We start from the raw sequence: 25,601 nt of genomic DNA on the forward strand, positions 1-25,601 counted from the left end.
TGAGGGCTTAGCCCTTTCTAATTATTCGAAAACGTAACTTGCGATAGAGGCTTCTTTGACGGCTTCCCAGTCCATTTCTACGCCCAGACCATTACCTTCTGGTGCATGGACATAGCCCTCGCGGTCGGTACGTATTTGGGTTTTAGAAGCCAGTTCAAAACTTTCGTATGGGTAGAACTGTTCGAAGTACTTGCAGTTGTAGTGGGCTAAAGCCACATGCAGGTTGGCGGCTTGGGTGATGGTGTAACCCATGCTCTGAATTTCCAGCGTTTTGGAATGGCCTTCGGCAATGGCAAAGCATTTATTGAGTGGTGTGATACCGCCACAGACGGTGGCATCCTGACGAACATCAGACCAGAATCCGTTGCTGAGTGCATAAGTCACTTCCTGCAAGGTGAGCAGGCAGTTGCCGTGACTGGAGATCTCTAAATCCGTCTTATCAACCAAGCGTTGATAGGTTTTGTAGTCGTAGTCAGAAACAGGGGCTTCGAGCCACTCCCAGTCATAACTTTCCATCAGCTTCGCCATTTTCATCGCTTCGGCTGGCGTATAGAAAGTCGCAGTATCAAGCATGAAGCGAACGCCAGTATTGCCGTAGCGTTCCTGAATGGCATTAACCAGCGCGACATCCTTTTCAAATACGCAGTAACAATGGAGTTTGATGGCAGTAAAGCCCTGCTCAATGCAATCATCGACGTACGGGAAGTATTGTTCCACAGTGTCGAACATTGGGGTGGAGGCGTAGGATTTGATCTTGTGTCGAGCCCCGCCAAGCATCATATAGAGAGGCATATTGGCTTTCTTTGCTTTGATATCCCAAGCGGCGATATCGATCGGTGATTTTGCTGGCAAACCGCCCCAACTACAGCGTGCCTGAAGCCAGCTGTAGAGCTCTTCCGTCATTAATGGATTTTTGCCAATTAACCCCGGCACGATAGTGCGCATGGCTTCAATAATGCAGCGGTCAAAGTCATTTTCGGTATAACTGATGGTTGCACCGACGCCTTCGGTTCCATCGTTACAGATGATGCGGACAATGTTATTGGTGTAAAGAAGCGGCTCTTGGTTGTCAGCCCAAGGAATAGGCGGCGCATCACGGTCTGCGACAGCGTACAGCTCAACTCGATTAATCACAGTATCTTTCATGGGTGTCTCCTTATAATGCGCTGCCGTTTTCAATCATGACTGCGCGGATTTCCTCGCCTGTTAGGTCTCGGATACGTTTGTTTTCATTAATTGCTTTGACTGCTGCGATGCCCGCAGCATGTCCATATTCAAAGCACTGCGCTGTTACCCTAGCCGATGCGAGAGCTTCGTGTTCCGCGCTTAAACAACGTCCTGCCGCGATGATGTTTTCACCCACTATCGGAACCAAAGCGTTATAAGGCACATCGTAGTAATCATTGATTAGCCAGTGCAGCTTAGGTTTGTCACCGGAATGCAGCTCAATTGGCCAAGGCGTTCGACAAATACTGTCTGCTCTCTTTTTGCAACTAATAACATCATCATTAGTGAGTGTATCAGTTCCGACAATAGATCGGGTTTGACGTATACCAACTTCTACGCCTGTATCGACGACATAAGCGTTTTCACAGCCGGGGACGTATTGGTTGAGGAAGCGCGCATAATCTCTGACTTGACGGCGGCCAAACACTTCAGCTTCAGTAAAGTCTTTAGGATCAATCACATTGAGCATTCGGCCATCTTGTCCAGCAAGACGGGTAGCGTTGACCATCAACTCGCCCGGTCGGGTAGTCGGGAAGATCCAGATTTTGTGGCGGGGAAGGCGATACTCACCTGATTCATTCGCCGCGAGGATGTTTTCCGTTACTTTCGGTGGACAAATGGTGTCGTTTCCGTAGTAACTGAGGTAGGTGTCCATGTTGACGCCAGCAATGCGGAAGAACATGGTTGGATTCTGAATGCGTCCGTTGTCACCAAAGTAATAATCCATGCCTGCACGGGCGATGACGGCCGCATCGCCTGATGCGTCGACGATCATTTTGCTGAGGATAATGCTTTGCCCGGCATTGGATTCGATCACCACGCCTTTGAATGCATCACCATCCATGATCACACCGGATACTGCGGTATGAAATAGAGTCGTAACGCCAGCGTGTTCTAAGAAGTCATCGGCGACTTCGCGCCATACCAGAGGATCATGCGTAACGGTAAAGGTTTTGCCGTAACGTTGTGGTTCAGTAACACCATTGCGATCCTTGAGTGCCTGTCTAAAGCGTTCGGTGAAACCGAACACGACCTGTTCTGGTTGGGCGTTCTCATCATCCGATGCCATGAACATGCCACAGATAGTGCCAGACAATCCGGCAACTGCTGCACCACCACAAAATCCGTACTTCTCAATTAGCCAAGTGTTTTTCCCCATGCTTCCAGCAGTTTCAGCCGCGGCGACACCCGCAGCCCCACCACCAATGACCAGTACATCTACTTCGGCCAGAACGGGTAGATCCGGCAGTTGTTCAAAACGGCGAACAATTTTCCAATCTTTCATGAATACCTCACTAATAGATAACTGATAGTCATCTGATATATCAGTTGTGTGTGGCTAATATATGCTCGATCTTTTTTGTGGTACAATGGCCAAATTCCCTTATCGTGAGATTGCTCACTAAAAGATTTGTCTGAGAAATAGAACGAACAATGGCAATAAACAACACAAATAAGACTGAGGTTGCATATAACCATCTTGAGAGAATGATCATCTTTCGTGAGCTCGAACCGGGCAGTATGGTGAGTGAAAAACAGTTAGCCGAAGAGCTGGATTTAGGTCGCACGCCAGTGCGGGAAGCCTTGCAGAGACTGGCTTACGAGCGAATGGTTGAGATTCATGCTAGGCGAGGAATTCAGATCCCGGTGATTTCCGTCGAAAGTCAGTTGAAGATTTTGGAAGTGAGGCGCGATATCGAAGCTTTGTGTGTTCGCTATGCGGCTTCACGTGCGAGTGTCGAAGAGAAGCAGCAAATGCTGATGCTGGCGGATAAATTAGAGCAGTGTGCGCGGAACAAAGATGATCTCAAGTACGCCACATTACTAAAAGAGATTCACATTCTATTAGTCAAAGCGGCCGCTAATGAGTACCTTCAGTTGGCAATGGCACCTCTACAAGGGTTGTCTCGTCGTTTCTGGTTTGCCTATAAAAATCAGGATTCTGATCTCGTTGAAGCATCATCTCATCATGCATCTGTGCTTCGCGCGGTTAGTCACACTGACGCCGAAGAGGCCGTTGCAGCATCTCATCGACTCAACGATTATCTGACTGATGTCGCATATCGAAGTATTACCGCTCGAAAGTAATCTGAATCCATAGCGAAGTCACATGACTTCGCTTTTTTATATCATCTTGCTTAATTATCATGCCAATTAACATTGACAATCGCCTGTCTCGCTTCTGACATTGAGTGCTTATTGCCTCATTATCTTATGCGCAATGAGATTGGTTCTTACCGGACAGAAAAGGTACAGATGAAACTTAAAGTAACGGCTTTTTGTATTGCCACTGTTGTTGCCCAACCAAATGTCTTTGCGGCCGAAGAAGTGACAGAAGAGCTTAATAGCCAGACTGTTTACATCGATGAAAGTGACGACTGGGTGAAATTGAAATCCGGCGAAGTGCTAAAAGGTGAGCTGACTGGAACCGTTAAAAAGGAATCTAACTCGTACGATCAGGAAATCGAATTCGACAGCGACGACCTGGGCGATCAGGAAATTGAACTTGAAGATGTCTCTGTCCTTGAGACTGCAAGTTATTTCACCATCCGCACGGCGAGCGGTGAGATCCATGACGGCTATTTATCAATCCGAGATAACAAGCTCTATCTGAGAAAAGATGATCAGGAACAGTCATTCCCGGTTAATCAGGTGGTGTCTATTTATCGAGGAGCTGAGAAAGATTCGGACTATTGGAATGCGGACTTATTTCTTGGTTTAGATATCAGCAAAGGCAACACGGATGAGTTTTCAATGCTGGGTGAAGTCGAAGCTGAGCGAAATACGGTAGAATCGCGAACCAAGCTTAATGCACGCCATGAAGTGTCTGAAGCCAACGATGAGAAAACCGCTCAGAAGAGCCAGTTTGATGGATCTTACGACATTTACATCAACAATCGACTGTTCTTCAGGCCGATCAAGTTTTCAGCGCTGAGTGACGAATTTCAGAACTTGGATTATCAGGTAAACGCCTCAATGCAGGTGGGCTACTTCTTTGTCGCCAACTCAGATGCGGAATGGGATGTGTCGATTGGTCCGGGTATGCAGTACAGCGAATTTTCGACGGTGGAAGAGGGTGAAGATTCAAGTGCCAGCAGTACGATTTTGACCTTAGAATCGAACTTCGAATATGAGCTGACCAAAGACATCGATTTTAGCTACACCTATAACCTAGATTGGGCGAGTGATGATGCAGGTGGTATGCGCCATAAAAACGATCTCGGATTTGATATCGACTTAGTCGGCGACTTAGAATTCAGTATCAAAGCCACTTGGGATCACGTCTCGCAAACCAAGGCCGATTCGGATGGTGTTGTACCAGAAAAAGACGACTACAAAATCAATTTTGGTCTGAGTTACGAAATCTAATAAAACGAAAAAGCGAAGCTAGATAGCTTCGCTTTTTTGATTATTGATTCTCGTCGGCGTCTTGTCGCTTGATTACCTTATGGCCGTCTTCTGACACACCTTGTTTCCAGTAACTGCTGATATAGATATTCTCGCGAGCCACTTCCTTTTCATTGCGGAAGTACTGCCTTAGTTTACGCATTGAATCAAATTCACATGCACACCAAACGGAAGCGTTGCCTTCTAACCAAGGCAGGCTTCGTACTTGCTCTTCAAGAGATTGTGATGCAGTGAGCCAGATAACCTTGACGTTTTCTGGAGCCTCAATTGGCTGAACATCCGCTTCTGATTCAACCTGAATAACAGCGTAGCCTTTTGCCTGTTCAGGTAGGCTTCGAACTTTAACACTTAAAGCTGGCAGAGCCGTCATGTCGGCGACCATGAAGAACCAATCCGCTTCCAGATTTAAGGCCGAAATGGAACCTGGCCCAGCAATAGCGATGTTGTCACCAACCTGAGCCTGCATTGCCCAACGTGCTGCGAAACCACACTGTAAATCCTGAGTGATGTGGCGAACAAAATCGACTTCAATAGTACAGGCTACCGGGTCAAAATGGCGAATGGTGTAAGTTCGCATCATAGGACGTTCTTCTTCGCCTAGCTGACTTAAATCTGTACCGCCTTCCGGATTAAACATGAGCTTAATGTAGCCCCCAATGCAATCGGCTGGAAATTCAGCTAACCCTGAGCCATGCAGCGTAATACGTTGCATGTTCGGAGTGATTGCTTGTGTTGACTGGACGGTGAGTGATTTTGCTGATGGCTTCTTCATACTTCTACTCGATAATTATTCTCTTTCGCATTTAGATTAACAGCACTTTCGTCAGCGAGACAGCATCTTTAACATTATTTACATTGAAGCGCCTGATCACAGCATCGGCAAGGTTGAACCGACTAACAATGCCGCCATAAGAACATTAAAACTCCTCACTCTGATATTGCTTGTTAACCAGCGCTGGAGCTCACGCCCAGCAATGATCCAGAAGCTTCCCGAAGGAAAGTTCACCAATAAGAAGGTGCAAGCGATGATCGAGAGCTCAAACCAACCGCCGCCGTTACTGTACAAAGTGACTGAGCTAAGTGCCATTGACCAGCCTTTAGGGTTTACCCACTGGAAACTGGCTGCGCCCAAAAAGGTCATCGGCTTGAAGTCTTCAACGTCTTTCGCTTTACCACTGAGAGCAATTTTAATCGCCAGATAGCCAAGGTAAGTTAGGCTGACATATTTGAGAATTTGGTGAGTCACTGGATAGGCTTCAAAAATACCAGTCAGCCCAATGCCGACCAACATCACCATGAAAGCGAATCCAAAGGCCACTCCCGACATATGAGGTAGCGTTCGTCTGTAACCCACATTCGCTCCTGACGTCATCAGCATAATGTTGTTAGGCCCCGGAGTAAAAGTCGAGACAAAGGCAAAAAGCACCAGAGCGCCAAGTTGTTCTAATTCCATGATGGACTCCTGTTCTTACTTGGAGAAGAAAGATTATTGCGTTGAATGAATTGTCTGACCGGTCGAGTTCTATATTAGGTGGATTGAGGCGCAATTTTGTGTTTTTATTCGAAGGGTAAGCTGAAATTGCACAACATAGAGGCAACATGGATAAGTTTGACGAAAGAATATTGCACGAGCTGAAAATAGACGGAAGGGTCTCCAATGTTGAGCTCGCTGAACGGATTGGTTTATCACCTTCGGCAACATTACGCAGAGTGCAGGAGTTAGAGAAGCAGGGTGTTATTAAAGGCTATCGTGCTGTACTGGATAGCAGCCAGCTGGGTGTTGGATTTGCTGCCTACGTTTCTATTGGTTTGGCGAGTCACAGAAAACAAGCTCAGTTAGAGTTTGAAGAGCACGTCAGATTTGTTGACGAAGTTGTAGAGTGCCATAACATTACGGGCTCAAACGAGTACCTGCTTAGAGTCGAGACTAAAGATCTTCCCAGCTACAAGAAGTTTCACGCCGATGTGCTTGGTGAATGCCGACAGGTGAACTCTATTACCACTATGGTAGTGATGGACACACCTAAAGATGAACGCTAGTAACATCAGTTTTTTCGAGTAATATCACTTACCAATTTCATTAAGTTGTAAAAGTTACCCCATAAAGAGCTAACTCTATGAGTTGGCTCTTTTTGTTGTCATCAATCAGACATTAGTTCGCCACTTAAACGTCATCGCTTGGCCATCAAAGCTTCACGCTGTTTATCTAGCTTAACCGTATCTCATATTTCGAGCATTTTGCTCATGGAAAATATAAAGGTAACTAAGATGAAAAAAGCAGTGTTAGCCTCAGCGGTAATCGCAGTTATGGCGTCAGGTTCTTCTTTGGCGGCAACCGTTTACAGCTCTGATGGTACCGAGTTGAAAGTTGGTGGACGAGTTGAATTTCGTGGTGATTTTATTGGTACTTCTGATGGCGCTGAAATCGAAGGCTCTATGGATGACAGCACACGTGCTCGCATCAACCTTAAAGGTCAAACTCAATTGAGTGAGTCTTTGATTGGTTTTGGTGTTTACGAGGCTGAGCACAAAACAGGTGCTGGTGCTTCTGGCAGTGACAACTCGGACACTGAAATTGAAAACCGTTATATGTACGCAGGCATGAAGGGTAACTTTGGTGAACTGTCATTTGGTCGTCAAGACATGGCGTCAGTTATTGTTTCTGACATGACGGATATTACTGAATTCTCGGGTATTCAGCAGACTATCGGCTCTTCGAGTGACAAAGAAGATAGTGTGATTGCTTACTCTGCTTACCTAGTCGAGGCATTGCAATTAAAAGCGACTTTCCGTGCGAACGATGAAAAAGACAAAGATGGTTACAGCTTGGCAGGTTTCTATTCATTGCCAATGGGGCTTGATCTTGGCCTTTCGTTCTCTGGCGCAGACCTGGGTACAGGTAGCGGTAGCGAATCACAGATCCTAGCGGGTTTGGGTTATACATTTGATGCTTTATACCTAGGTGCAAGTTATTCAACGGGTGATTTGGATGACAAAGCAACAGGTGCTACTAATAAAGAATTCACAGCAATGGAATTTGTAGCTCAGTACCAATTCACGGATCAATTCTCAGCAGCGGCGCTTTACACCAATCAGGAAAATGAAGCGGCAAACGGCACGAAAGCTGATGCGACCGATGGCGTAGAAGTGGTGGGCTACTACAAATTCAATGGTAACTTCCGTACTTACCTTTCTTACTACCTGAATGGTTTGACGGAAGTTAAAGACGCCAACGGCATCGTGACTGCTGGTGAAGATACTCTGCGTTTAGGCGTACGTTACGACTTTTAATTAAGGCGTTTCCATCTAAATCGAAGCCAGGCCTCAGCCTGGCTTTTTTATTGCAGGTAATTTAAATAAACATTAATTAATCTCGGCGTTTTCTTTAACTGGATACATTTGTTTTGTTAATGAAATTTCATTGATTTATATGTCTGTAACTATATGAAATTAAACAAATAATATTGTGGACTTGGTCACATTTTGTCTCTAGAATTGCCGCCTGATTTTATATGGGAATATTCCCCAATCAAGGAAGACGCTAACTAATTGATTGAGATTAATTCAATGCAACAATCATTAAAGAACTTGTCTATTCGCCGTCAGGTTTTATTACCTGTCTTACTAACAACGATTACTCTGCTCGTTGCCCTTTGGATTACAAAGAACAACTTACAAGAAGAGCAGGAAATTACCGCTTCTAACACTGACTCACTGATTTTCTACAAAGATACTTTGGCCAATATCGATGATCAGGTGTATCCGCTGAGAATCAGTGCCGTCTATGCGATTTATGATGCTTCTCGCCGAGATGTTTTCTTGAAAGAGCTGAGAACCGGAATGGCTCAGATTCAAAAAGACCTAGATATGATGGCAGCGCGAAAAACATTTCGTGATGATGTGAATGTTGTACGCCGCGCAATCGAGAATTACGTCAGTTTCTCCAATCGCTCGGTTGAATTGTTTACTCGTCGTGACAATGGCACCGTCAGTGATCAGGAATACCATAATTTCATTAATCAATATCGCAATGCCGGTAATGAAATGGTCAGTGCTATCAACACGTTGTCTCAGAAAGTAAACGAGTTTGCTGGCAAAGCAATGGAAGAGAGCACTCGTAACAACGAGACAGTACAGAACACCGCGATGTATACGGTATTAGCTGTATTGGCGGCTTCTCTTTTTGCTGCTTGGTTACTGTCGGGCATGATTGTAACGCCTATCCAAAAGCTACAATCGGTGATGCGCGAAATTGCTCAAGGCAACTTGAGCGCACGCGCAGATTCTGAAGGTGAAAACGAAGTCGCTCAGCTAAGCAAAGATGTGAATACCACGGCTGAACAACTGCACATGACGGTAGACGAGTTGATGCGTATCAGCGAAGAAGTGGCATCGGCATCTACTGAACTGGCGGCAGTGATGACGCAAGCTGAAGGTAATGCTCAGCAAGAGCTGGTGGAAATTGAACAAGTGGCTTCGGCTGTAAATGAGCTGGCTAGCACAGCGGATAATGTCAGTGATAATGCTCAGCTTGCTGACTCAACTGCACGCGAAGCCGATCAACTGGCCAAATCTGGACTACAAATCTTCCAAGAGAGCAGTGAAGCCAGCGAGCAGATGAGTCATGCACTTAACAATGCGGCTAAAGTTGTACTGACTCTGAAAGAGCAATCAGAGCAAATCAATGATGTGATTGAAGTGATTCGTGGCGTCTCTGAACAGACAAACTTGCTAGCCCTGAACGCAGCGATTGAAGCGGCGCGAGCAGGGGAGTCTGGTCGTGGTTTTGCTGTAGTCGCGGATGAAGTCCGAATGTTGGCTGCTCGTACTCAAGAGTCGACTGGCGAAATTCAGGCGATCATTGAAGAGTTGCAGAAGCAATCCGGCTTAGCGAACGACAGCATGCAGGTGAGCTTGGAAATGTTAGATAAAAACAACCAACTGGCGAAACAAGCTAACGAAGCGTTGGTCGGTATTACCGAGTCAGTGGTTAATATTAATGACACCAATACTCAGGTAGCCACGGCAGCTGAGCAGCAGTCTCAGGTCACTCAGGATATCAACCGAAACGTGGTCAACATGTCTGAGTTGGTTAACCAAAACGTAACGGGCATTAGTCAAAGCGCGAGTGCTAGCTCGGAGCTGTCACAGTTGGCAGAAAAACAGAAAGCGCAGCTTTCGTTCTTCAAACTTTAATTGTCATTGCTTCGAATCCGAAGGGCTGTTGAGCGATCATCAGCCCTTGTTCTTATTTAAGACATTTCTGTGACATGGATTGTTATTTTATTTGATTTGGTTACAATGCTCGTTCGCTCCTGAATTGTGCATTCGTATTTGTGCAGAAAAGGACAAAACTCTCGTCTTTAACCTTTTGTTTTCTCAGTTAAAGACATGATTTTAAATTGCATGTGTTGCTTGGTGTGCAACACCACTGTAAAGGACAGTTAAATGCCTATTATTACTCTTCCTGACGGCAGTCAGCGTCAATTTGACAACCCAGTTTCTACTCTTGAAGTCGCTCAATCTATCGGTCCTGGTCTTGCTAAAGCAACCATCGCAGGTCGTGTAGATGGCAACCGTGTTGATGCATGTGATCTTATCGAACAAGATGCAAGCCTAGAAATCATCACAGTTAAAGATGAAGTAGATGGCCTAGAAATCGTTCGCCACTCATGTGCTCACCTACTTGGTCACGCGATCAAGCAGCTTTTCCCTGAAGCGAAAATGGCGATTGGTCCAACTATCGACAATGGCTTCTACTACGATATCGATCTAGAGCACTCTCTGACGCAAGAAGATCTGGATAAGATCGAAAAGCGCATGAAAGAGCTGGCTAAGACCAAATACCAAGTTATCAAGAAAAAGGTTAGCTGGCAGGAAGCTCGCGATGCATTTGAAGCTCGCGGTGAAACGTACAAGATTGAAATCCTTGACGAAAACGTATCGCGTGACGATCGTCCAGGCTTGTACCATCATGAAGAATATATCGATATGTGTCGTGGTCCTCACGTACCACATATGGGTTTCTGTCAGCACTTCACGCTACTTAACGTAGCTGGTGCTTACTGGCGTGGTAACAGCGACAACAAGATGCTTCAACGTATCTACGGTACTGCATTCCACGACAAAAAAGCGTTGAAAGCGCACCTAACTCGTTTAGAAGAAGCGGCGAAGCGTGACCACCGTAAGATCGGTAAACAGCTAGACCTGTTCCACATGCAGCAAGAAGCACCGGGTATGGTGTTCTGGCACCACAATGGTTGGTCTATTTTCCGTGATCTGGAAGTCTTCATCCGAGCTAAGCTAGATGAATATGGTTACCAAGAAGTAAAAGGCCCATTGATGATGGACCGAGTACTTTGGGAACGTTCTGGTCACTGGGACAAATACGCAGATGCGATGTTCACGACTTCTTCTGAGAATCGTGAATACGCGATCAAGCCAATGAACTGCCCGGGTCACGTTCAGATCTTTAACCAAGGTCTTAAATCATACCGTGATCTACCGCTACGTATGGCGGAATTTGGTTCTTGTCACCGTAACGAACCTTCTGGTGCGCTACACGGCATTATGCGTGTACGTGGCTTCACTCAGGATGATGCACACATCTTCTGTACTGAGAGTCAAATCCAAGAGGAAGTGACTAGCTGTATCAAGATGGTTTACGATACGTATCAAACATTTGGTTTCGATAACATCGTCGTTAAGCTATCGACTCGCCCTGAGAAGCGTGTGGGCTCAGATGAGATCTGGGACCAATCTGAAGAAGCGCTTAAGCAGTCTCTTGAAGCAATGAATATTGAATATGAGCTTCAGGAAGGCGAAGGTGCATTCTACGGCCCTAAAATTGAATTTACACTGCACGACTGTTTAGACCGTGCATGGCAGTGTGGTACGGTTCAGCTAGACTTCAACCTACCAGGCCGTTTAGGTGCGACTTACGTGGATGAAAACAACGAACGTCAAGTTCCTGTAATGATTCACCGTGCTATCCTAGGTTCACTAGAACGATTCATCGGTATTCTGATTGAAGAATACTTCGGTTTCTTCCCGACTTGGCTATCTCCGGAGCAAGCAGTAATTATGAATATTACTGATAAGCAATCGGATTATGCTCAGGAAGTGGCCCAAAAACTACAAAAATGTGGAATTAGAGCTAAAGCAGACTTGAGAAATGAGAAGATTGGCTTTAAAATCCGCGAACACACTTTGAAGCGTGTACCGTATATGCTCGTTTGTGGCGACCAAGAGATGGAAGCTGGAGAGATTGCAGTACGTACTCGTAAAGGTAAGGATCTCGGCAAGTTTAAAGTGGATGACTTTGTTTCATACATCCAAGACGAGATTTCAAGCCGTAAGCTCAATCTGGAGGAATAAACTATTAAAGGCGGAAGACGCGGCCAAGTACCGGCCAAACAAAATGCTCATCGTTTAAACGGTGAAATTCGTGGCGTTCGTGAAGTTCGTTTGACTGGCGCTGATGGCGAATCAGTTGGCGTTGTTTCTATTCAAGAAGCAGTAGCAGCAGCTGAAGAAGCGGGTATGGATCTAGTAGAAATCAGTCCAAACGCTGAGCCACCAGTATGTCGAGTAATGGACTACGGTAAATTCCTCTTTGAGAAGAGCAAATCTGCTAAAGAGCAGAAGAAGAAGCAAAAACAGGTTCAGATTAAGGAAGTAAAATTCCGTCCTGGAACTGATATTGGAGACTATCAGGTAAAACTACGCAACCTGACGCGTTTCCTTGAAGAAGGCAACAAAGTGAAGGTAACAATTCGCTTCCGTGGCCGAGAAATGGCACACCAAGAGATCGGTGTTGACGTTCTAAATCGTCTTAAGGAAGACACTGTTGATTTAGCAGTAGTGGAATCTTTCCCTAAGAAGATCGAAGGTCGTCAGATGATCATGGTTCTTGCCCCTAAAAAGAAGTAATTAACGGCTTACAAGTAATTAAACCCTGCCGTTTTTAAACGGCGGGGTTTTATTCGCCCTGATTACATGTTTATTAAACTACTACAATGCGGAGTTATTCATCATGCCTAAGATGAAAACCAACAAAGGTGCTGCTAAGCGTTTCAAGAAAACTGCTGGTGGTATTAAGTTCAAGCACGCTACTAAACGTCACATCCTGACTAAGCGTACTACTAAGAACAAGCGTCAACTACGTCCAAACGCAATCCTTCCTAAGTGTGAAGTGGCTGCAGTTGTTCGTATGATGCCATACGCTTAATTCTTTTTAGTTTATTTATCGTTTAGTTTAGGAGAAGCATAATGCCTCGCGTAAAACGTGGTGTACAAGCTCGTGCACGTCATAAGAAAGTTCTAAAACAAGCTAAAGGTTACTACGGTGCACGTTCACGTGTTTACCGCGTAGCTTTCCAAGCAGTTACTAAAGCTGGTCAATACGCTTACCGTGACCGTCGCAACAAGAAACGTCAATTCCGTCAACTATGGATTGCACGTATCAACGCGGCATCTCGTCAGAATGGTCTATCTTACAGCCGTTTCATCAACGGTCTTAAGAAAGCATCTATCGAGATCGACCGTAAGATCCTTGCTGACATCGCGGTATTCGACAAAGCTGCATTCGCAGTTCTAGTTGAAAAAGCGAAAGCTGCTCTTTAATTAGAGTTAGTTATTAGGATTAAGAAAAGGGGAGCTTCGGCTCTCCTTTTTTGTTTCTGTCACTCCTACATTTCATTCAAGATGACCAACTCCTTCGGTATTGGCCAAATGCTTCAATCCGTTCAGTACTTTTCTGCTGCCAATATATTGGATAGCAAGTCACAAATCGCACGATTAATCTGGCTTAACTATTAGACATTGCTGTGACTGTGCTCCACCTATGCGCAATTAGACACAATTGAGATTAAGATGCAGTCTTGATATGGGCTGAGAGAAAGGGACGTCGTGCACGATTACATTATTGTTGGTGGAGGCATAGTGGGTGCGTCTACTGCATGGCAGCTAAAACAACAATACCCAGCTAAACGAATACTTCTGTTAGAGAAAGAAGCCGATTTTGCGCAGCATCAGACAGGTCACAATAGCGGTGTGATTCATGCTGGCGTTTACTATCAGCCCGGAAGTCTCAAAGCGGACTTTTGTAAGCGTGGCGTGCAGGCGACCATAGATTTTTGTCAGCGTCACGGTATCGACGTAGAAAACTGCGGGAAGCTCATTGTCGCAACGACAGACGATGAATTAGAGAGAATGCAGGCGCTTTTTGAACGTTGCCAGCAAAACGAAATTGACGTTGAATTACTCGACCAAGCTCAACTGAAATTGGCAGAGCCTAACATTACGGGCTTAGGTGCTATCTACGTTAAGCAGACAAGCATTGTCGATTACAAAAAAGTTGCTCAATGCATGGTTGAAGAATTCACGGCTTCTGGTGGGTTGATTGGGTTGAGAACGAGAGTCGTAGCCGCGCAAGAGCTTGAAGAGGAGATTCAGCTTACGTGCGTCGCTGATGGACAAACAATGCAGCTCAATACCCGACATTTGATCACTTGCAGTGGTTTAATGGCAGACAGAATGACGCGAATGTTGGGGATTAAAACTGATTTTCAAATCATCCCCTATCGGGGCGAATACTATCAGTTACCTGAGAAACACAATCAAATCGTTAATCACCTGATTTACCCTGTGCCTGACCCTGATTTACCGTTTCTTGGAGTACACCTTACTCGAATGATTGATGGCAGTGTGACGGTTGGACCCAATGCGGTGCAAGGCTGGAAGAGAGAAGGGTATTCGAGGTTTAACTTCAGCCTACGTGATACGTTGCAAATGCTGTTGTTTAAAGGCTTCTGGCGTGTCTCAGCGAAGCATTTAAATACTGGGCTAGAAGAGTTCAAAAACTCATGGTGGAAGCCGGGTTATCTCAAGCTCGTCAATAAATATTGCCCTGCAGTGGCATTGGAAGATTTACAACCCTATCCAGCGGGCGTGCGTGCTCAGGCTGTGCTAGAAGACGGTACACTGGTACATGACTTTTTGTTTTCTGAAAGTGTTCGAAGCCTTCATGTTTGCAATGCACCTAGCCCTGCGGCTACCTCAGCCATTCCCATTGGCGAATATATTTGCAAAAAAATAGAAGAGAAGTTTGAGTAAAGCAGTAGTGCTTCAGGTTATCTAATAATCACAAAAGGCGGAGCGGGTAATGGGCTCCGCCTTTTTTGATTTATGTAATGAAGTTATGGGCAAAGCGGCCCAGGTTTAGCTATTCGCTCAATCATATAATCATCCCTAAGGTTGCGATTGACCACGGCATGCCACACTTCGCCATTTTCAAGGGTAAATTCAATGGCGTAATTCATCCCGCTGACCACTTGGGTCCTCACCTTATTGATTTGTTTGACGGGTGATTCGGTGTTCATCTGGCCCAGAATGGTATCCATCGCCCTCATGACTTCAGGTGTTATGCTTGAGGTCGACCATCCACCAGGCAACCCTTTTTCCATGCACATCGGGTTTTTGGCCAGTTCCGGCTCAGGCTGTGATTGTGTAGCACAGCCAGCAAGTGCCAACACAGATATGACTGACGAAGCAAAAATTCTGTTCATTATAATTATGCCTTGATGTTAAGAGTGTAAGCGAAGCTTAGGTCAATCTATTACTTAGAGTGAGTGGCTTCCGTTTAATTAATCATAGAGAGTTAGACGTTCAACACGTTAAATTTAGGTCAGAGTTGGGCATGAGGAAAGGTGTTGCCGCTCTTAAGCGTGGTGAGAGGTAAAGCGTGAAGTCAGGAGAGATGCTTGTCAGAGGTTTCTATGGAATATCAGCTAGCTAAAGCTCATTTAAAAATCTTGGTATTTAATTTGCTGGTAATTTAACCAGCGCACACTCTCTAAAGGTGTGAGAGCTATAATTATAATGTTCTCAGCAGTGTTGGGCAGAGGAATGGATGATGAAAAAATGGGGATTATTAACAGCGCTCTGTTTTGCTTTAACTGGCTGTAGTACCAAATTTGTTTATAACAATATGGATTGGTTGTTGGTTGAGTATCTGGAAGATTTTGTTGAATTGAATGACGAGCAAGAAGAGCTGGTCAGTGAAAAAATTGAAGTGCTCAGCGATTGGCATCGACGGGAAGAGATTCCAAATTACATCCAGCATTTGGATCAGCTCATTGCGCTTGATCCTAAATCGTTTACTGAAGATGACTTAAAGTATCAAGAAGCGCAATTCCAGAGCCATACTCAGAGACTGGTCAGTCAGATAGCGCCAGAAATGTTCGCTTTAGCGAGTGAGCTGTCTGATGACCAAGCGGAAGAGCTAATGGATAATATTCGTGTTCGACATACACGTTATAAAAAGAAATATCAGAAGCTCACTGAAGACAAAATTCGTGAAAACTATGAAGAAAAGATCACTGAGAACTTTGATGACTGGCTAGGCTCTGTGACGCCTGAACAAGAAAGAATGATTCAAGAGTGGACCTCTCAACTCTATGTAACCTCATATGACTGGATAGATCATCAAACCAAAATGCGAGTGGAAATGAATGCTTTGCTTACCAATCGTATGCAAGTCGGATATTTTCAACCTCACTTCCAACAGCTGATGTTTAATCCCGCTAATTTTTATTCGACGGAGTTGGAGCAAAAGATCGGTCACAACAAAGCGGTTGCCGATAAGTATTTGGTTAAAATAATAAACTCAGTGACAGATAAACAGACCGCGTATTACCGCCAAGAGCTGCGTGATTGGAAAAACATCGCACTCGATATTCAGTGATCTAGTTGGCGTAATAAGTCATTTCATCGTATTCCAAAGAGGCAAAAAATTTGCCCCTTTAGTTTACCTGAGGAGAGAACGTCGCTACATTGGGCTAATAATCCTCAACTGAATCAAAAAGATGGAATGGATTCTATTGTTTGTAGCCGGGGTGCTTGGCGGAATTCTTAACAGTGTTGCAGGTGGTGGTAGTTTCATCACGTTTCCTAGCTTACTGTTTGTTGGCGTGCCTCCTGTTGTCGCCAACGCAACCAATACTTTTGCCGCTTGTGCTGGTTACGTCAGCGGCGCTTACGGGTTTCGTCAAGACATCGGTAAACATCCTCAAACCATTTTGTTTACAGTCATCCTGAGCTTAATCGGTGGCGCTTTAGGGGCTTACCTATTGCTGAGCGTTTCTGAATCTCTGTTTCTAGAAGCCATCCCTTGGTTGCTGTTGTTTGCGACAGTATTGTTTTTATTCGGCAACAAAATCAGTGAGTGGTCTGGAAAACTGGTTCGTAGGGGCTCTGTAAACCCCGTTTGGTCGACCATCGTACTCTCCGTGTTTTTGGTTTTGGTCTCCGCATATGGAGGCTTCTTCAACGCTGGGCTAGGGGTCATCGTACTGAGTTACTTGGTTCTTGCTGGGTACAAAGACATTAATCAAATGAATGGCCTTAAGCTTTTGGTGTCATCCTGCGTTTCTCTAACGGCCATCTTAGTGTTTGTTCTGGAGGGTTCAATAGACTGGCCTAGAGGCATTGTCGTGATGCTAGGGACGCTATCTGGAGGTTATGTCGCTGCAAGAGTGTCACGTAATGTGCCTCAGCAATACGTCAAAGGTTTTGTGGCAGTATCGAGCGTTTTGATGACCACATACTTTTTCTACGATGTTTATTGGGCGTGAATGAATCGACAGATCATAGTTAGTCATGTTGTGTCTCATAAATAACCACATAAATTATGATGAAATTCTAAGTTTGCTGATGTGTTGGTAAGCAAGTTGTTAAATATTTGATACGTTTAGTTTCTATACTGAGAAACTGCTTCAAATTATCACAACAACAAAGGTTACTCATTGCATGTTTGATTACACAGCGTTCAACCAGACGGCTGCTCAAAATCAAGACATCATCACCAAGCTGAACGAAATCTATGCTCTGGCAATGAAGTCTTACCCACCGCTCTCCCGTTTTTCCATCGCTTTGATTGGTAACAATACCGTGTCTAATTATTATGTCAGAGACAAGCTGGCAGACATCGGCCGATATGATTATCTCGAACAAGAACTAAGAGAAAATTCGTCGCTTACCAGTATTGCATTTACTGCCAATATCAGAATTGTCGACTGTTTGCGCGATATGCTTCAGACAGAGCGAATCAAGGAGCTGATTAAACTCGGCCATAGTAGCAGCTACACCTTTCCCATTTCTTATCAGGGAAAAACGATTGGCTTCATATTTTTCAATGCTTCTGAAGACGGTTTTTTCAGCCTGAGTGACAGTCAACGAGACTTTGCTTACCTTTCGCAGCTCATTGCAGGTTTGTTTGTCCAATTGTATGAAAACCAGAAGCACTTTCAGTCGGCCTTGGCGGTTGCTCTGAATATGGGGCACGCTCGTGATCCCGAAACGCAAGAGCATCTGACGCGAATGGGAATGTACAGTGAGCTGATTGCCCGTTTACTGTCAGAAACCGTTGCAGAAGTGACACATCCATTTATTCATCGTATCCGTTTATATGCGCCTTTTCATGATATTGGCAAGTACATGATTCCTGATGAGATCCTTTACAGTAATCGTCGATACACACCTCAGGAGCGAGACATAATGAACCGTCACACGGTTTATGGGGAAGGTATTATCGACGATGTAATTTCGTTATCGAGCGTGAACTCCGTCTCGGGTGAAGAAATCGCGTTTATCAAGAATATTGTCCGTCATCACCATGAGCACTTTAATGGAGCAGGGCTGCCTGATGGGTTGCAAGGTGAGTCGATTCCACTCGAGGCTCGGATTGTCACACTGGCGGATGTCTTTGATGCATTGCTCAGTAAAAGAGCCTACAAGCCAGCATGGTCAGTGGAACAGGTGGTGGGATATATCAAAGAAAATGAAGGTGTTATCTTCGATCCACAGTGTGTCAGGGTTTTAGTGTCTAACCTCGATCTGTTTCTCGATATTCGTGCCGCTTATGTTGATCGAGCCGAAGCGGTAGACGCTATGGCTTCATGATCGAAGCGCAATTATGAATCACATTGTTAGATGTTTTGATAAGGATTTAGGTTAATTTTTGTCCGAAAATGCCACAATGACTGTGTAGAAAAAGCGCGCTCTACCTACCTCACTTTTTCCCTTTCTTTTCTCTTGGTAGGAGGAGTTATGGACAGAAAACTAGGTCGTGTGATGTCAGGAAGCAGAATGGTAACATTTATTGCTTTTCTGGCGGCAACCTTTGCCTGGATTTTAAAGATGCCAGCTTTGTTCACCGTTTCAGTGGTAGCGTTGATCGCCAGTGGCATGTTGTATTGGAATGACAAGCGTAAAGAAAGCGACAAACACGAAGAAGCCTGACAGTAAAAGAGCGCCCTAGGGCGCTCTTTATGTTTAGAAGAAACCGAGTGGGTTAACGTCGTAGCTAATAAGTAAGTTTTTGGTGTTCTGGTAGTGATCCAGCATCATCTTATGCGTTTCACGTCCAATACCTGACTTCTTATAGCCACCGAAGGCAGCGTGCGCTGGGTAGGCGTGGTAACAGTTCACCCAAATACGACCCGCTTCGATGTTGCGACCCATGCGGTAGGCTAGATTGGCATCTCGCGTCCAGACACCTGCGCCTAAGCCATATTCGGTATCGTTCGCAATGGCCAGTGCTTCGGCTTCGTCCTTAAACTTAGTAATGGCGATAACTGGGCCAAAGATCTCTTCTTGGAAGACGCGCATCTTATTGTTGCCTTCAAGAAGCGTTGGCTGAATGTAGTAACCCGATTCGATATCGTCTTTTTGCTGAGCGACTTCACCACCGAACACAACTTTCGCGCCTTCTTGGCGGCCTATCTCTAGGTAGCTCAGGATCTTATCAAATTGTTCCTGAGAAGCTTGTGCACCTACCTGAGTGTCTGTATCCAGCGGGTTACCTTGCTGGATGCTCTTTGCACGTTCGGCCACTTTGGCGATGAACTTGTCGTACACGGACTCATGCACCAACACGCGTGAAGGGCAGGTACAGACTTCGCCTTGGTTGAAGAAGGCCAATAGCGTACCTTCGATACACTTCTCTAAGTATTCGTCTTCATGGTCGAAGATGTCCGGGAAATAGATGTTAGGTGACTTACCGCCCAGTTCCACAGTCGAAGGAATTAGGCTATCGGCTGCACATTTAAGAATGTGGTTACCGACTTGAGTCGAGCCTGTGAAAGCGATCTTGGCAATACGGTTACTGGTGGCAAGCGCTTGGCCTGCTTCACTACCAAATCCGTTGACGACGTTTACCACGCCTGCTGGAATCAAATCACCGATCTTTTCCATCAAAAGCAAGATAGAAGTTGGGGTTTGCTCAGCCGGTTTCAAAATCACACAACAACCTGCCGCGAGCGCTGGAGCCAGTTTCCAAGCTGCCATCAGCATAGGGAAGTTCCATGGAATGATCTGGCCGACAACACCAATAGGTTCAGGGAAATGGTAGCTCGCAGTATTCACATCAAGCTCGGCCGCGCTGCCTTCTTGAGCGCGGATACAGCCCGCAAAGTAGCGGAAATGGTCGACTACAAGAGGAAGATCCGCCGCAAGAGTTTCACGCACTGGTTTGCCGTTTTCCCATGTTTCTGCCACGGCAAGCTCTTCAAGGTGCTGCTCAATGCGATCGGCAATCTTGAGGAGAATATTGGAACGCTCTGTTACGCTCGTGGCTGCCCAGCTTGCTCTGACGTTATGAGCCGCATCAAGTGCGAGGTTGATGTCTGCTTCACCTGAACGAGCCACCTTACAGTAAGCTTGCCCATTGACTGGTGAAGTGTTGTCAAAGTATTCGCCAGACACAGGCTTCACCCATTCTCCACCAATGTAGTTGTCGTAATGGGTTTTGAAGTTAACCACTGAATCCTGACTGCCTGGTTGTGCGTAAATCATAGAAATATCCTTATTATTTTCTCGTTCAAGTTATGTTTGAAGCTGTCACCGACGGGTGAACACTTCAGTTACGATTCATCTAACTAACGCAAATCACAGACCAATTGTTAAAAACTTGTTGTGACTTTGTTCTGGCGCTAGAGTGTTCAAGGCTTAGACTGTGTTGTTTTAAACGCATGGAGATGGAATTGGGTGTTAACAAAATGTTCACCTGTTCCAAAATGGCACACCCCAAATGCTCAAGAGTGGAACAGGTATGGAACTACAAACCCATCAACCAGACAGTTGGCTCATGTCCTCATGGCAGAGAAGTACTAATGCGGGCCTCAAACAGGTAAAGAAACCTGAAGACATTAATGTGTCTAATGCGCTGCTTAAAGAGCGACGTTATAAAGCTCAAGGCGTGATTGAGGCTGTGGAGCAGTGCGCTTTGCCTTTGTTTAATCAAGTTCTTTCTCGAACAGATAGCCGGTTGATTTTGACGGATGATGAAGGGGTCATTCTTGCGAGTTGGGGGCAGGAAAGATTCCGAGAAAAGTTGATGTCGATAGCGCTGGATTCAGGCAGTTGCTGGCAGGAAAGGCTGAAAGGGACGAATGCGATTGGGACAGCACTGTTCGAAAAGAAAGCAGTGTCTATTATTGGTGAGCAGCACTTTATCAAACAGCATCGTTTCATTAGTTGCTCGGCGAGCCCGTTATTTAACCATCGTGGTGAGCTGGTTGGCATTCTCGATATAACCAGTGAGCAAAGCAAACATGATGTGACTACGCAGCTGTTGGTCCAGAACATGGTGCAGCTGATTGAAAACTACCTGCTGACGCAAATCCCTGAAGGTGTTTTGCAAATCAACCTTGCGCACAATGAGTCAGTTTTGAAGAGTGGTTGGCAAGGCATAGTGATTGCTGATGAAAATGGTCAGGTGGTGGCACACAATCAGGTCGCCACTCAACTTATCCCTAAGGCAGCACTTGTTGGAGAGCATGTCGAGAGCCTTCTCAAGCAGCCAGAGCAGAGCGCGCAGTTCGTCTTTGAAAAACGAACCTTAGGCCAGAAGCCGGTCCAGAAAAAATGGCTCAGCGTATCAAGTGAGCTTCACTATGGTGATCACCAAGTGGAACAAGCGTGGCAACAGGCAAATAAAGTACTGGGTTGTGATATTAGTTTGTTAATTCTCGGAGAAACGGGAGTTGGTAAAGGCGAATTCGTCAAAGCGCTACACAAACAGAGTGCTCGATGTAAGCAGCCGCTTGTCACCGTCAATTGTGGGGCACTACCTAAAGATTTGATTGAATCTGAGCTATTTGGTCATGCGTCTGGAGCGTTCACCGGGGCGAGTAAGCACGGCTATTCAGGGCGGGTGAGACAGGCGGATAAAGGCATCTTATTTCTGGATGAAATCGGGGAAATGCCGCTTGATGCGCAGTGCCGTTTGCTATCTGTCCTGCAAGACAAAGTGGTTATGCCTGTGGGTTCGGCTCAATCTTATCAAGTGGACATTCAGGTGATTGCCGCAACGCATCAGGATTTAAACCAACTGGTCGCTCAGGGACGCTTTAGGCAGGATCTCTATTATCGATTGAATGGCTTAGTGATTACTTTACCTTCACTGTATCAGCGCGAAGACAAAGCTGCGTTGATTCGGGCAATTCACGCAAAACACCAACAAAACTCTCAGCAAATCTCGGCGTCGTTAATGCAGCTATTGCTCAGTTATCGCTGGCCAGGCAATCTGAGAGAGTTGGATAACCTCCTCAAAGTCACTAGCTTGATTGCTAGCGATGTTGAAGAAATCAGCATTGAGCATGTACCTACTCACTTTGCCCAGCCATTGTTAGAAAACACTCTGGTGGAAAGTGAAGTAGTAGAACAAGATTTGAAATCAACGCTTAATAGCACATTGGTCGACACCTACCATGCGCATAACGGAAATGTCAGCAAGGTGTCCCGAGTGCTGGGAATCAGCCGGAACACCGTTTATCGAAAGCTCAAAGCATTGGGGTTGATCAAAACTAAATGATGGTCTGGTGTGAAATCTCGGGATGATAAAGTGGTTGAATGACGTGACCTTCCGGATCGCGGCAATGGAAGCTTCTCGCACCATCGCTGTGATCATGAGGCGCGTCGAGCAGTGTGACTCCTTTGTCTTGCATGAACTCATACCAATGATGGAGTTCATCTTTACTTCTAACAATAAAACCAAAGTGATCGACGCTGATAGGCGAGCATACCCGTTGTGAGTGGGCGCGACCAAGTGAGAGATTATCGCAGCCGTTAGTCAGGTAAACCAGATTATCACTTGCTCGTCTCAACACTGTCATACCCATGATGTCAGTGTAAAAAGCCTCACACTCTTCGAATTTCTGAACCACTAACGCAATATGTCTCATACCATTAAATGGAGCTGGTCTGTCCATAATTACACTTCCTTGTATTTTATTTTGAGTTAAATTGTATACAATAAAGTGATTGTATTGCAATAATGATGAACATTATCAAGGAAGGTAACTAATTATGTACTGCATAATCGTCTCCAATCGAGTAAAGAAATGTAGGGAAGAAGACTACATCACTATCATGAATGAAAACGCCAAAGCGTCCTGTCAGAATGAGTTGGGTTGTGTACAATTTGACGTAATCAGAGATCTCAACGACCCGCAGCTCTTCCATCTGTACGAGATTTATCAAAGCCAAGAAGCTTTGGCTGTGCACAAACAAACTGAGCATTATCTCGCAAGTCGAGTTCAGTTAGCTGATATAGTGGTTGAACAGTCAGTCATTCGTGCGGATGTCGTAGCAACAAATTCAAAATAACAATCAAAAGGAAACAATGTGATGATTTGGAAAGTCTATCTTAGCGGTGAAATTCATACCGATTGGCGCGAGCGTATTGTGGAAGGTGTTCAGAAGCTGGATCTGAATATTGAGTTCTATTCTGCGAATACCGATCACGACTCCAGCGATGCAGCGGGTGACGTACTCAGAGAGAATGAATCAGGCTTCTGGCGTGACCACCAATCGTCCAAAGTCAACGCCATTCGAACGTCTACTCTTATCAAACAGTGTGATATTGGCGTGGTGCGTTTTGGTGACAAATATCGTCAGTGGAATGCCGCATTTGATGCAGGCATGTTAGCGGCACTTGATAAGCCGTATATTACGCTTCACGATGAGTCTTTGATTCACCCGCTTAAAGAGGTCGATGCTGCGGCAATGGCGTGGGCGGAGTCACCAGAACATGTCGTTGAGCTCCTAAAATACGTTACGAGCCAAAAATAAAAAAAGAGCGCCACAACGGGCGCTCTTTTTACTGAAACCTAGCCTTTACAGTCCGCCCTGTTGCTGCGCCTGTTTTACTAATGCCTGACGTTGAGCTTCCTTATTTTTTACCACTTCACTTTCCTTTTTCGCTTTAGCTTCTTCAATAGAAGGAACAAAGACAAAGTACTTATTAATAGTCATTTCAAGAACCTCAATTTAGATTGTTATAAACCATCCAGGTTAAGCAATTCACCAATGTCGTTGTGAGAATTCACACGACTCCTTGTTGTAGGTTTCAAAAAATAGAGGATGCGAGCTAGGCTAACATCCTCCATAACGTCTTAATTGTAGTAGGAGTTTCGGGTATTACAAAATACCGTACTAAGCCCTTTTAGACAGATTTATACGTCGTAAGTAGTAGACGCTGTATCACCGCCTGTACCAGTCCAGTTCGTGTGGAAGAACTCACCACGTGGACGGTCAGTACGCTCGTAAGTGTGAGCACCGAAGTAGTCACGTTGAGCTTGAAGTAGGTTAGCTGGTAGGCGAGCTGTAGTGTAACCATCTAGGAACGACAGTGCAGAGATAGTACAAGGCATTGGGATACCTGCTTCTAGCGACTTAGCCGCAACTTTACGCCATGCGCTCAGGCTGTTTTGCAGGATGCCTTTGAAGTAGTCATCTGAACCTAGGAATGCAATATCTGGGTTCGCTTCGTACGCATCACGGATGTTACCTAGGAATGCAGAGCGGATGATACAACCACCACGCCACATTAGCGCTACGTTACCGTAGTTTAGGTCCCAACCGTTCTCGTTAGATGCTTCGCGCATTAGCATGAAGCCTTGAGCGTAAGAGATGATCTTAGAAGCTAGAAGAGCTTGGCGAAGTGCATCAACCCACTCTTGCTTGTCACCTTCAACTGGTGTGATTGTCTTACCGAATAGAGATTCAGCTTCAACACGTTGATCTTTCAGTGCAGATAGACAACGAGAGAATACAGACTCAGAGATTAGCGTTAGAGGAATACCTAGGTCTAGCGCGTTGATACCTGTCCATTTACCTGTGCCTTTTTGGCCGGCAGTGTCTAGGATCTTCTCTACTAGTGGCTCACCGTCTTCATCTTTGTAGCCAAGGATGTCCGCTGTGATTTCGACTAGGTAGCTGTCTAGCTCAGTTTTGTTCCAGTCAGCGAATACTGCCTGCATTTCGTCGGCAGACATACCTAGGCCATCTTTCATGAACTGGTACGCTTCTGTGATCAGCTGCATGTCGCCGTATTCGATACCGTTGTGAACCATCTTAACGAAGTGGCCAGCACCGTCGTTACCAACCCAGTCACAACAAGGTTCGCCAGCGTCAGTTTTTGCAGAGATACCTTGGAAGATAGGCTTAACCGCTTCCCAAGCTTCAACTGCGCCACCTGGCATGATTGAAGGACCGAAACGTGCACCTTCTTCACCACCAGATACACCCGTACCGATGAAGTGGATGCCTTTCTCACGAAGCGCTGTAACACGACGGTTTGTGTCTGGGTAGTTAGTGTTACCACCATCAATGATGATGTCGCCTTTGTCTAGCAGAGGTACAAGAGCTTCAATGAACTTGTCAACGACGTCGCCCGCGCGAACCATTAGCATCACTTTACGTGGCGCTTCTAGTTTCTCTACTAGCTCTTCCAGAGAGTAAGCACCAACGATGTTAGTGCCTTTTGCTGGGCCTTCTAGGAATTCGTCTACTTTCGCAGCAGTACGGTTGTGAGCAACCACTTTAAAGCCGTGATCGTTCATGTTCAGGATAAGGTTTTGACCCATTACTGCTAGGCCAATTACACCGATATCACCTTTCAT

The 25,601-nt window shown here is 45.5% G+C and carries 26 protein-coding genes; 17 read left to right on the forward strand and 9 right to left on the reverse strand.

From position 1 onward, the window contains the following. Positions 1 to 21: 21 nt before the first annotated feature. Together F0265_RS04040 and F0265_RS04045 are read right to left on the reverse strand one after the other, a co-directional pair. Positions 22 to 1,146, reverse strand: a complete 1,125-nt coding sequence (locus F0265_RS04040) for a mandelate racemase/muconate lactonizing enzyme family protein (protein WP_171747901.1) — start codon at positions 1,144 to 1,146, stop codon at positions 22 to 24. A 10-nt stretch (positions 1,147 to 1,156) separates the two neighbouring features. Further along, positions 1,157 to 2,512 (reverse strand): FAD-dependent oxidoreductase, encoded by a 1,356-nt coding sequence (locus tag F0265_RS04045; protein WP_171747902.1) that lies wholly within the window; start codon positions 2,510 to 2,512, stop codon positions 1,157 to 1,159. Between the two features lie 149 nt (positions 2,513 to 2,661). Between F0265_RS04045 and F0265_RS04050 the strand changes: the two genes are divergently transcribed. Then, on the forward strand, positions 2,662 to 3,315 hold the full coding sequence (locus tag F0265_RS04050; protein ID WP_171747903.1) for a GntR family transcriptional regulator: 654 nt from the start codon (positions 2,662 to 2,664) through the stop codon (positions 3,313 to 3,315). Positions 3,316 to 3,483: 168 nt separating this feature from the next. Beyond that, positions 3,484 to 4,596 carry a DUF481 domain-containing protein gene (locus F0265_RS04055; RefSeq protein WP_171747904.1) on the forward strand — a complete coding sequence of 371 codons (1,113 nt, stop codon included), beginning with the start codon at positions 3,484 to 3,486 and terminating at the stop codon, positions 4,594 to 4,596. A 40-nt stretch (positions 4,597 to 4,636) separates the two neighbouring features. Here F0265_RS04055 and F0265_RS04060 read toward each other — a convergent pair whose 3' ends face one another. Further along, on the reverse strand, positions 4,637 to 5,407 hold the full coding sequence (locus F0265_RS04060; RefSeq protein WP_171747905.1) for a siderophore-interacting protein: 771 nt from the start codon (positions 5,405 to 5,407) through the stop codon (positions 4,637 to 4,639). Between the two features lie 96 nt (positions 5,408 to 5,503). Then, positions 5,504 to 6,088, reverse strand: coding sequence for a LysE family translocator (locus F0265_RS04065; protein ID WP_006961294.1), 585 nt, complete (start codon positions 6,086 to 6,088; stop codon positions 5,504 to 5,506). A 146-nt stretch (positions 6,089 to 6,234) separates the two neighbouring features. On the opposite strand from F0265_RS04065, the gene F0265_RS04070 reads away from it, so the two are divergent. The 8 genes from F0265_RS04070 to lhgO all read left to right on the forward strand — a co-directional run bounded on the left by F0265_RS04070 (position 6,235) and on the right by lhgO (position 14,751). Then, on the forward strand, positions 6,235 to 6,675 hold the full coding sequence (locus tag F0265_RS04070) for an Lrp/AsnC family transcriptional regulator (protein ID WP_171747906.1): 441 nt from the start codon (positions 6,235 to 6,237) through the stop codon (positions 6,673 to 6,675). A gap of 228 nt (positions 6,676 to 6,903) precedes the next feature. After that, entirely contained in the window at positions 6,904 to 7,926 is a 1,023-nt protein-coding gene (locus F0265_RS04075) for a porin (RefSeq protein ID WP_171747907.1), read from the forward strand. Positions 7,927 to 8,202: 276 nt separating this feature from the next. After that, positions 8,203 to 9,831 (forward strand): methyl-accepting chemotaxis protein, encoded by a 1,629-nt coding sequence (locus tag F0265_RS04080; protein ID WP_171747908.1) that lies wholly within the window; start codon positions 8,203 to 8,205, stop codon positions 9,829 to 9,831. Positions 9,832 to 10,083: 252 nt separating this feature from the next. Further along, complete coding sequence (gene thrS, locus F0265_RS04085) at positions 10,084 to 12,012, forward strand: threonine--tRNA ligase (RefSeq protein WP_152472586.1); 1,929 nt, start codon at positions 10,084 to 10,086, stop codon at positions 12,010 to 12,012. A gap of 3 nt (positions 12,013 to 12,015) precedes the next feature. Then, on the forward strand, positions 12,016 to 12,567 hold the full coding sequence (gene infC / locus F0265_RS04090; RefSeq protein WP_071881323.1) for a translation initiation factor IF-3: 552 nt from the start codon (positions 12,016 to 12,018) through the stop codon (positions 12,565 to 12,567). Positions 12,568 to 12,670: 103 nt separating this feature from the next. Beyond that, complete coding sequence (gene rpmI / locus F0265_RS04095; protein WP_019275792.1) at positions 12,671 to 12,865, forward strand: 50S ribosomal protein L35; 195 nt, start codon at positions 12,671 to 12,673, stop codon at positions 12,863 to 12,865. A gap of 41 nt (positions 12,866 to 12,906) precedes the next feature. Further along, positions 12,907 to 13,260 carry a 50S ribosomal protein L20 gene (gene rplT, locus F0265_RS04100; protein ID WP_004401084.1) on the forward strand — a complete coding sequence of 118 codons (354 nt, stop codon included), beginning with the start codon at positions 12,907 to 12,909 and terminating at the stop codon, positions 13,258 to 13,260. A 285-nt stretch (positions 13,261 to 13,545) separates the two neighbouring features. Further along, positions 13,546 to 14,751, forward strand: a complete 1,206-nt coding sequence (gene lhgO, locus F0265_RS04105) for an L-2-hydroxyglutarate oxidase (protein ID WP_171747909.1) — start codon at positions 13,546 to 13,548, stop codon at positions 14,749 to 14,751. An 83-nt stretch (positions 14,752 to 14,834) separates the two neighbouring features. Here the strand turns inward: lhgO and F0265_RS04110 are convergent, their stop codons facing one another. Beyond that, the gene (locus F0265_RS04110) at positions 14,835 to 15,203 is read right to left on the reverse strand and encodes a cystatin domain-containing protein (protein ID WP_171747910.1); all 369 of its coding nucleotides are present in this window, start codon (positions 15,201 to 15,203) and stop codon (positions 14,835 to 14,837) included. 344 nt (positions 15,204 to 15,547) lie between these two features. On the opposite strand from F0265_RS04110, the gene F0265_RS04115 reads away from it, so the two are divergent. From F0265_RS04115 to F0265_RS04130, 4 genes are all read left to right on the forward strand, one after another. Next, positions 15,548 to 16,381, forward strand: a complete 834-nt coding sequence (locus F0265_RS04115; protein WP_253809320.1) for a DUF6279 family lipoprotein — start codon at positions 15,548 to 15,550, stop codon at positions 16,379 to 16,381. A gap of 121 nt (positions 16,382 to 16,502) precedes the next feature. Next, on the forward strand, positions 16,503 to 17,270 hold the full coding sequence (locus tag F0265_RS04120; RefSeq protein ID WP_171747911.1) for a sulfite exporter TauE/SafE family protein: 768 nt from the start codon (positions 16,503 to 16,505) through the stop codon (positions 17,268 to 17,270). 175 nt (positions 17,271 to 17,445) lie between these two features. Beyond that, positions 17,446 to 18,597 (forward strand): HD domain-containing phosphohydrolase, encoded by a 1,152-nt coding sequence (locus tag F0265_RS04125; RefSeq protein WP_171747912.1) that lies wholly within the window; start codon positions 17,446 to 17,448, stop codon positions 18,595 to 18,597. 147 nt (positions 18,598 to 18,744) lie between these two features. After that, positions 18,745 to 18,936, forward strand: a complete 192-nt coding sequence (locus F0265_RS04130; protein ID WP_006961283.1) for a hypothetical protein — start codon at positions 18,745 to 18,747, stop codon at positions 18,934 to 18,936. Between the two features lie 33 nt (positions 18,937 to 18,969). Here the strand turns inward: F0265_RS04130 and F0265_RS04135 are convergent, their stop codons facing one another. Further along, positions 18,970 to 20,490, reverse strand: coding sequence for an aldehyde dehydrogenase family protein (locus F0265_RS04135; protein WP_040121768.1), 1,521 nt, complete (start codon positions 20,488 to 20,490; stop codon positions 18,970 to 18,972). A 256-nt stretch (positions 20,491 to 20,746) separates the two neighbouring features. Here F0265_RS04135 and F0265_RS04140 point away from each other — a divergent pair, with 256 nt between their 5' ends. Continuing rightward, the gene (locus F0265_RS04140; protein ID WP_171747913.1) at positions 20,747 to 22,510 is read left to right on the forward strand and encodes a sigma-54-dependent Fis family transcriptional regulator; all 1,764 of its coding nucleotides are present in this window, start codon (positions 20,747 to 20,749) and stop codon (positions 22,508 to 22,510) included. Here the strand turns inward: F0265_RS04140 and F0265_RS04145 are convergent. After that, on the reverse strand, positions 22,503 to 22,907 hold the full coding sequence (locus F0265_RS04145; protein WP_171747914.1) for a VOC family protein: 405 nt from the start codon (positions 22,905 to 22,907) through the stop codon (positions 22,503 to 22,505). The two genes, F0265_RS04140 and F0265_RS04145, sit on opposite strands and share 8 nt — an antisense overlap. Positions 22,908 to 23,004: 97 nt before the next feature. Here F0265_RS04145 and F0265_RS04150 point away from each other — a divergent pair, with 97 nt between their 5' ends. Both F0265_RS04150 and F0265_RS04155 read left to right on the forward strand, forming a co-directional pair. Next, positions 23,005 to 23,304, forward strand: coding sequence for a putative quinol monooxygenase (locus F0265_RS04150; protein ID WP_171747915.1), 300 nt, complete (start codon positions 23,005 to 23,007; stop codon positions 23,302 to 23,304). 21 nt (positions 23,305 to 23,325) lie between these two features. Next, positions 23,326 to 23,769, forward strand: coding sequence for a YtoQ family protein (locus F0265_RS04155; RefSeq protein WP_171748182.1), 444 nt, complete (start codon positions 23,326 to 23,328; stop codon positions 23,767 to 23,769). Positions 23,770 to 23,814: 45 nt separating this feature from the next. Here the strand turns inward: F0265_RS04155 and F0265_RS04160 are convergent, their stop codons facing one another. Together F0265_RS04160 and gnd are read right to left on the reverse strand one after the other, a co-directional pair. Continuing rightward, complete coding sequence (locus F0265_RS04160; RefSeq protein WP_171747916.1) at positions 23,815 to 23,952, reverse strand: hypothetical protein; 138 nt, start codon at positions 23,950 to 23,952, stop codon at positions 23,815 to 23,817. Between the two features lie 200 nt (positions 23,953 to 24,152). Next, positions 24,153 to 25,601: a decarboxylating NADP(+)-dependent phosphogluconate dehydrogenase gene (gene gnd, locus F0265_RS04165; RefSeq protein WP_171747917.1), complete on the reverse strand. Its 1,449-nt coding sequence runs from the start codon at positions 25,599 to 25,601 to the stop codon at positions 24,153 to 24,155.

Source organism: Vibrio sp. RE88, from assembly GCF_013113835.1.
Lineage (GTDB): Bacteria > Pseudomonadota > Gammaproteobacteria > Enterobacterales > Vibrionaceae > Vibrio.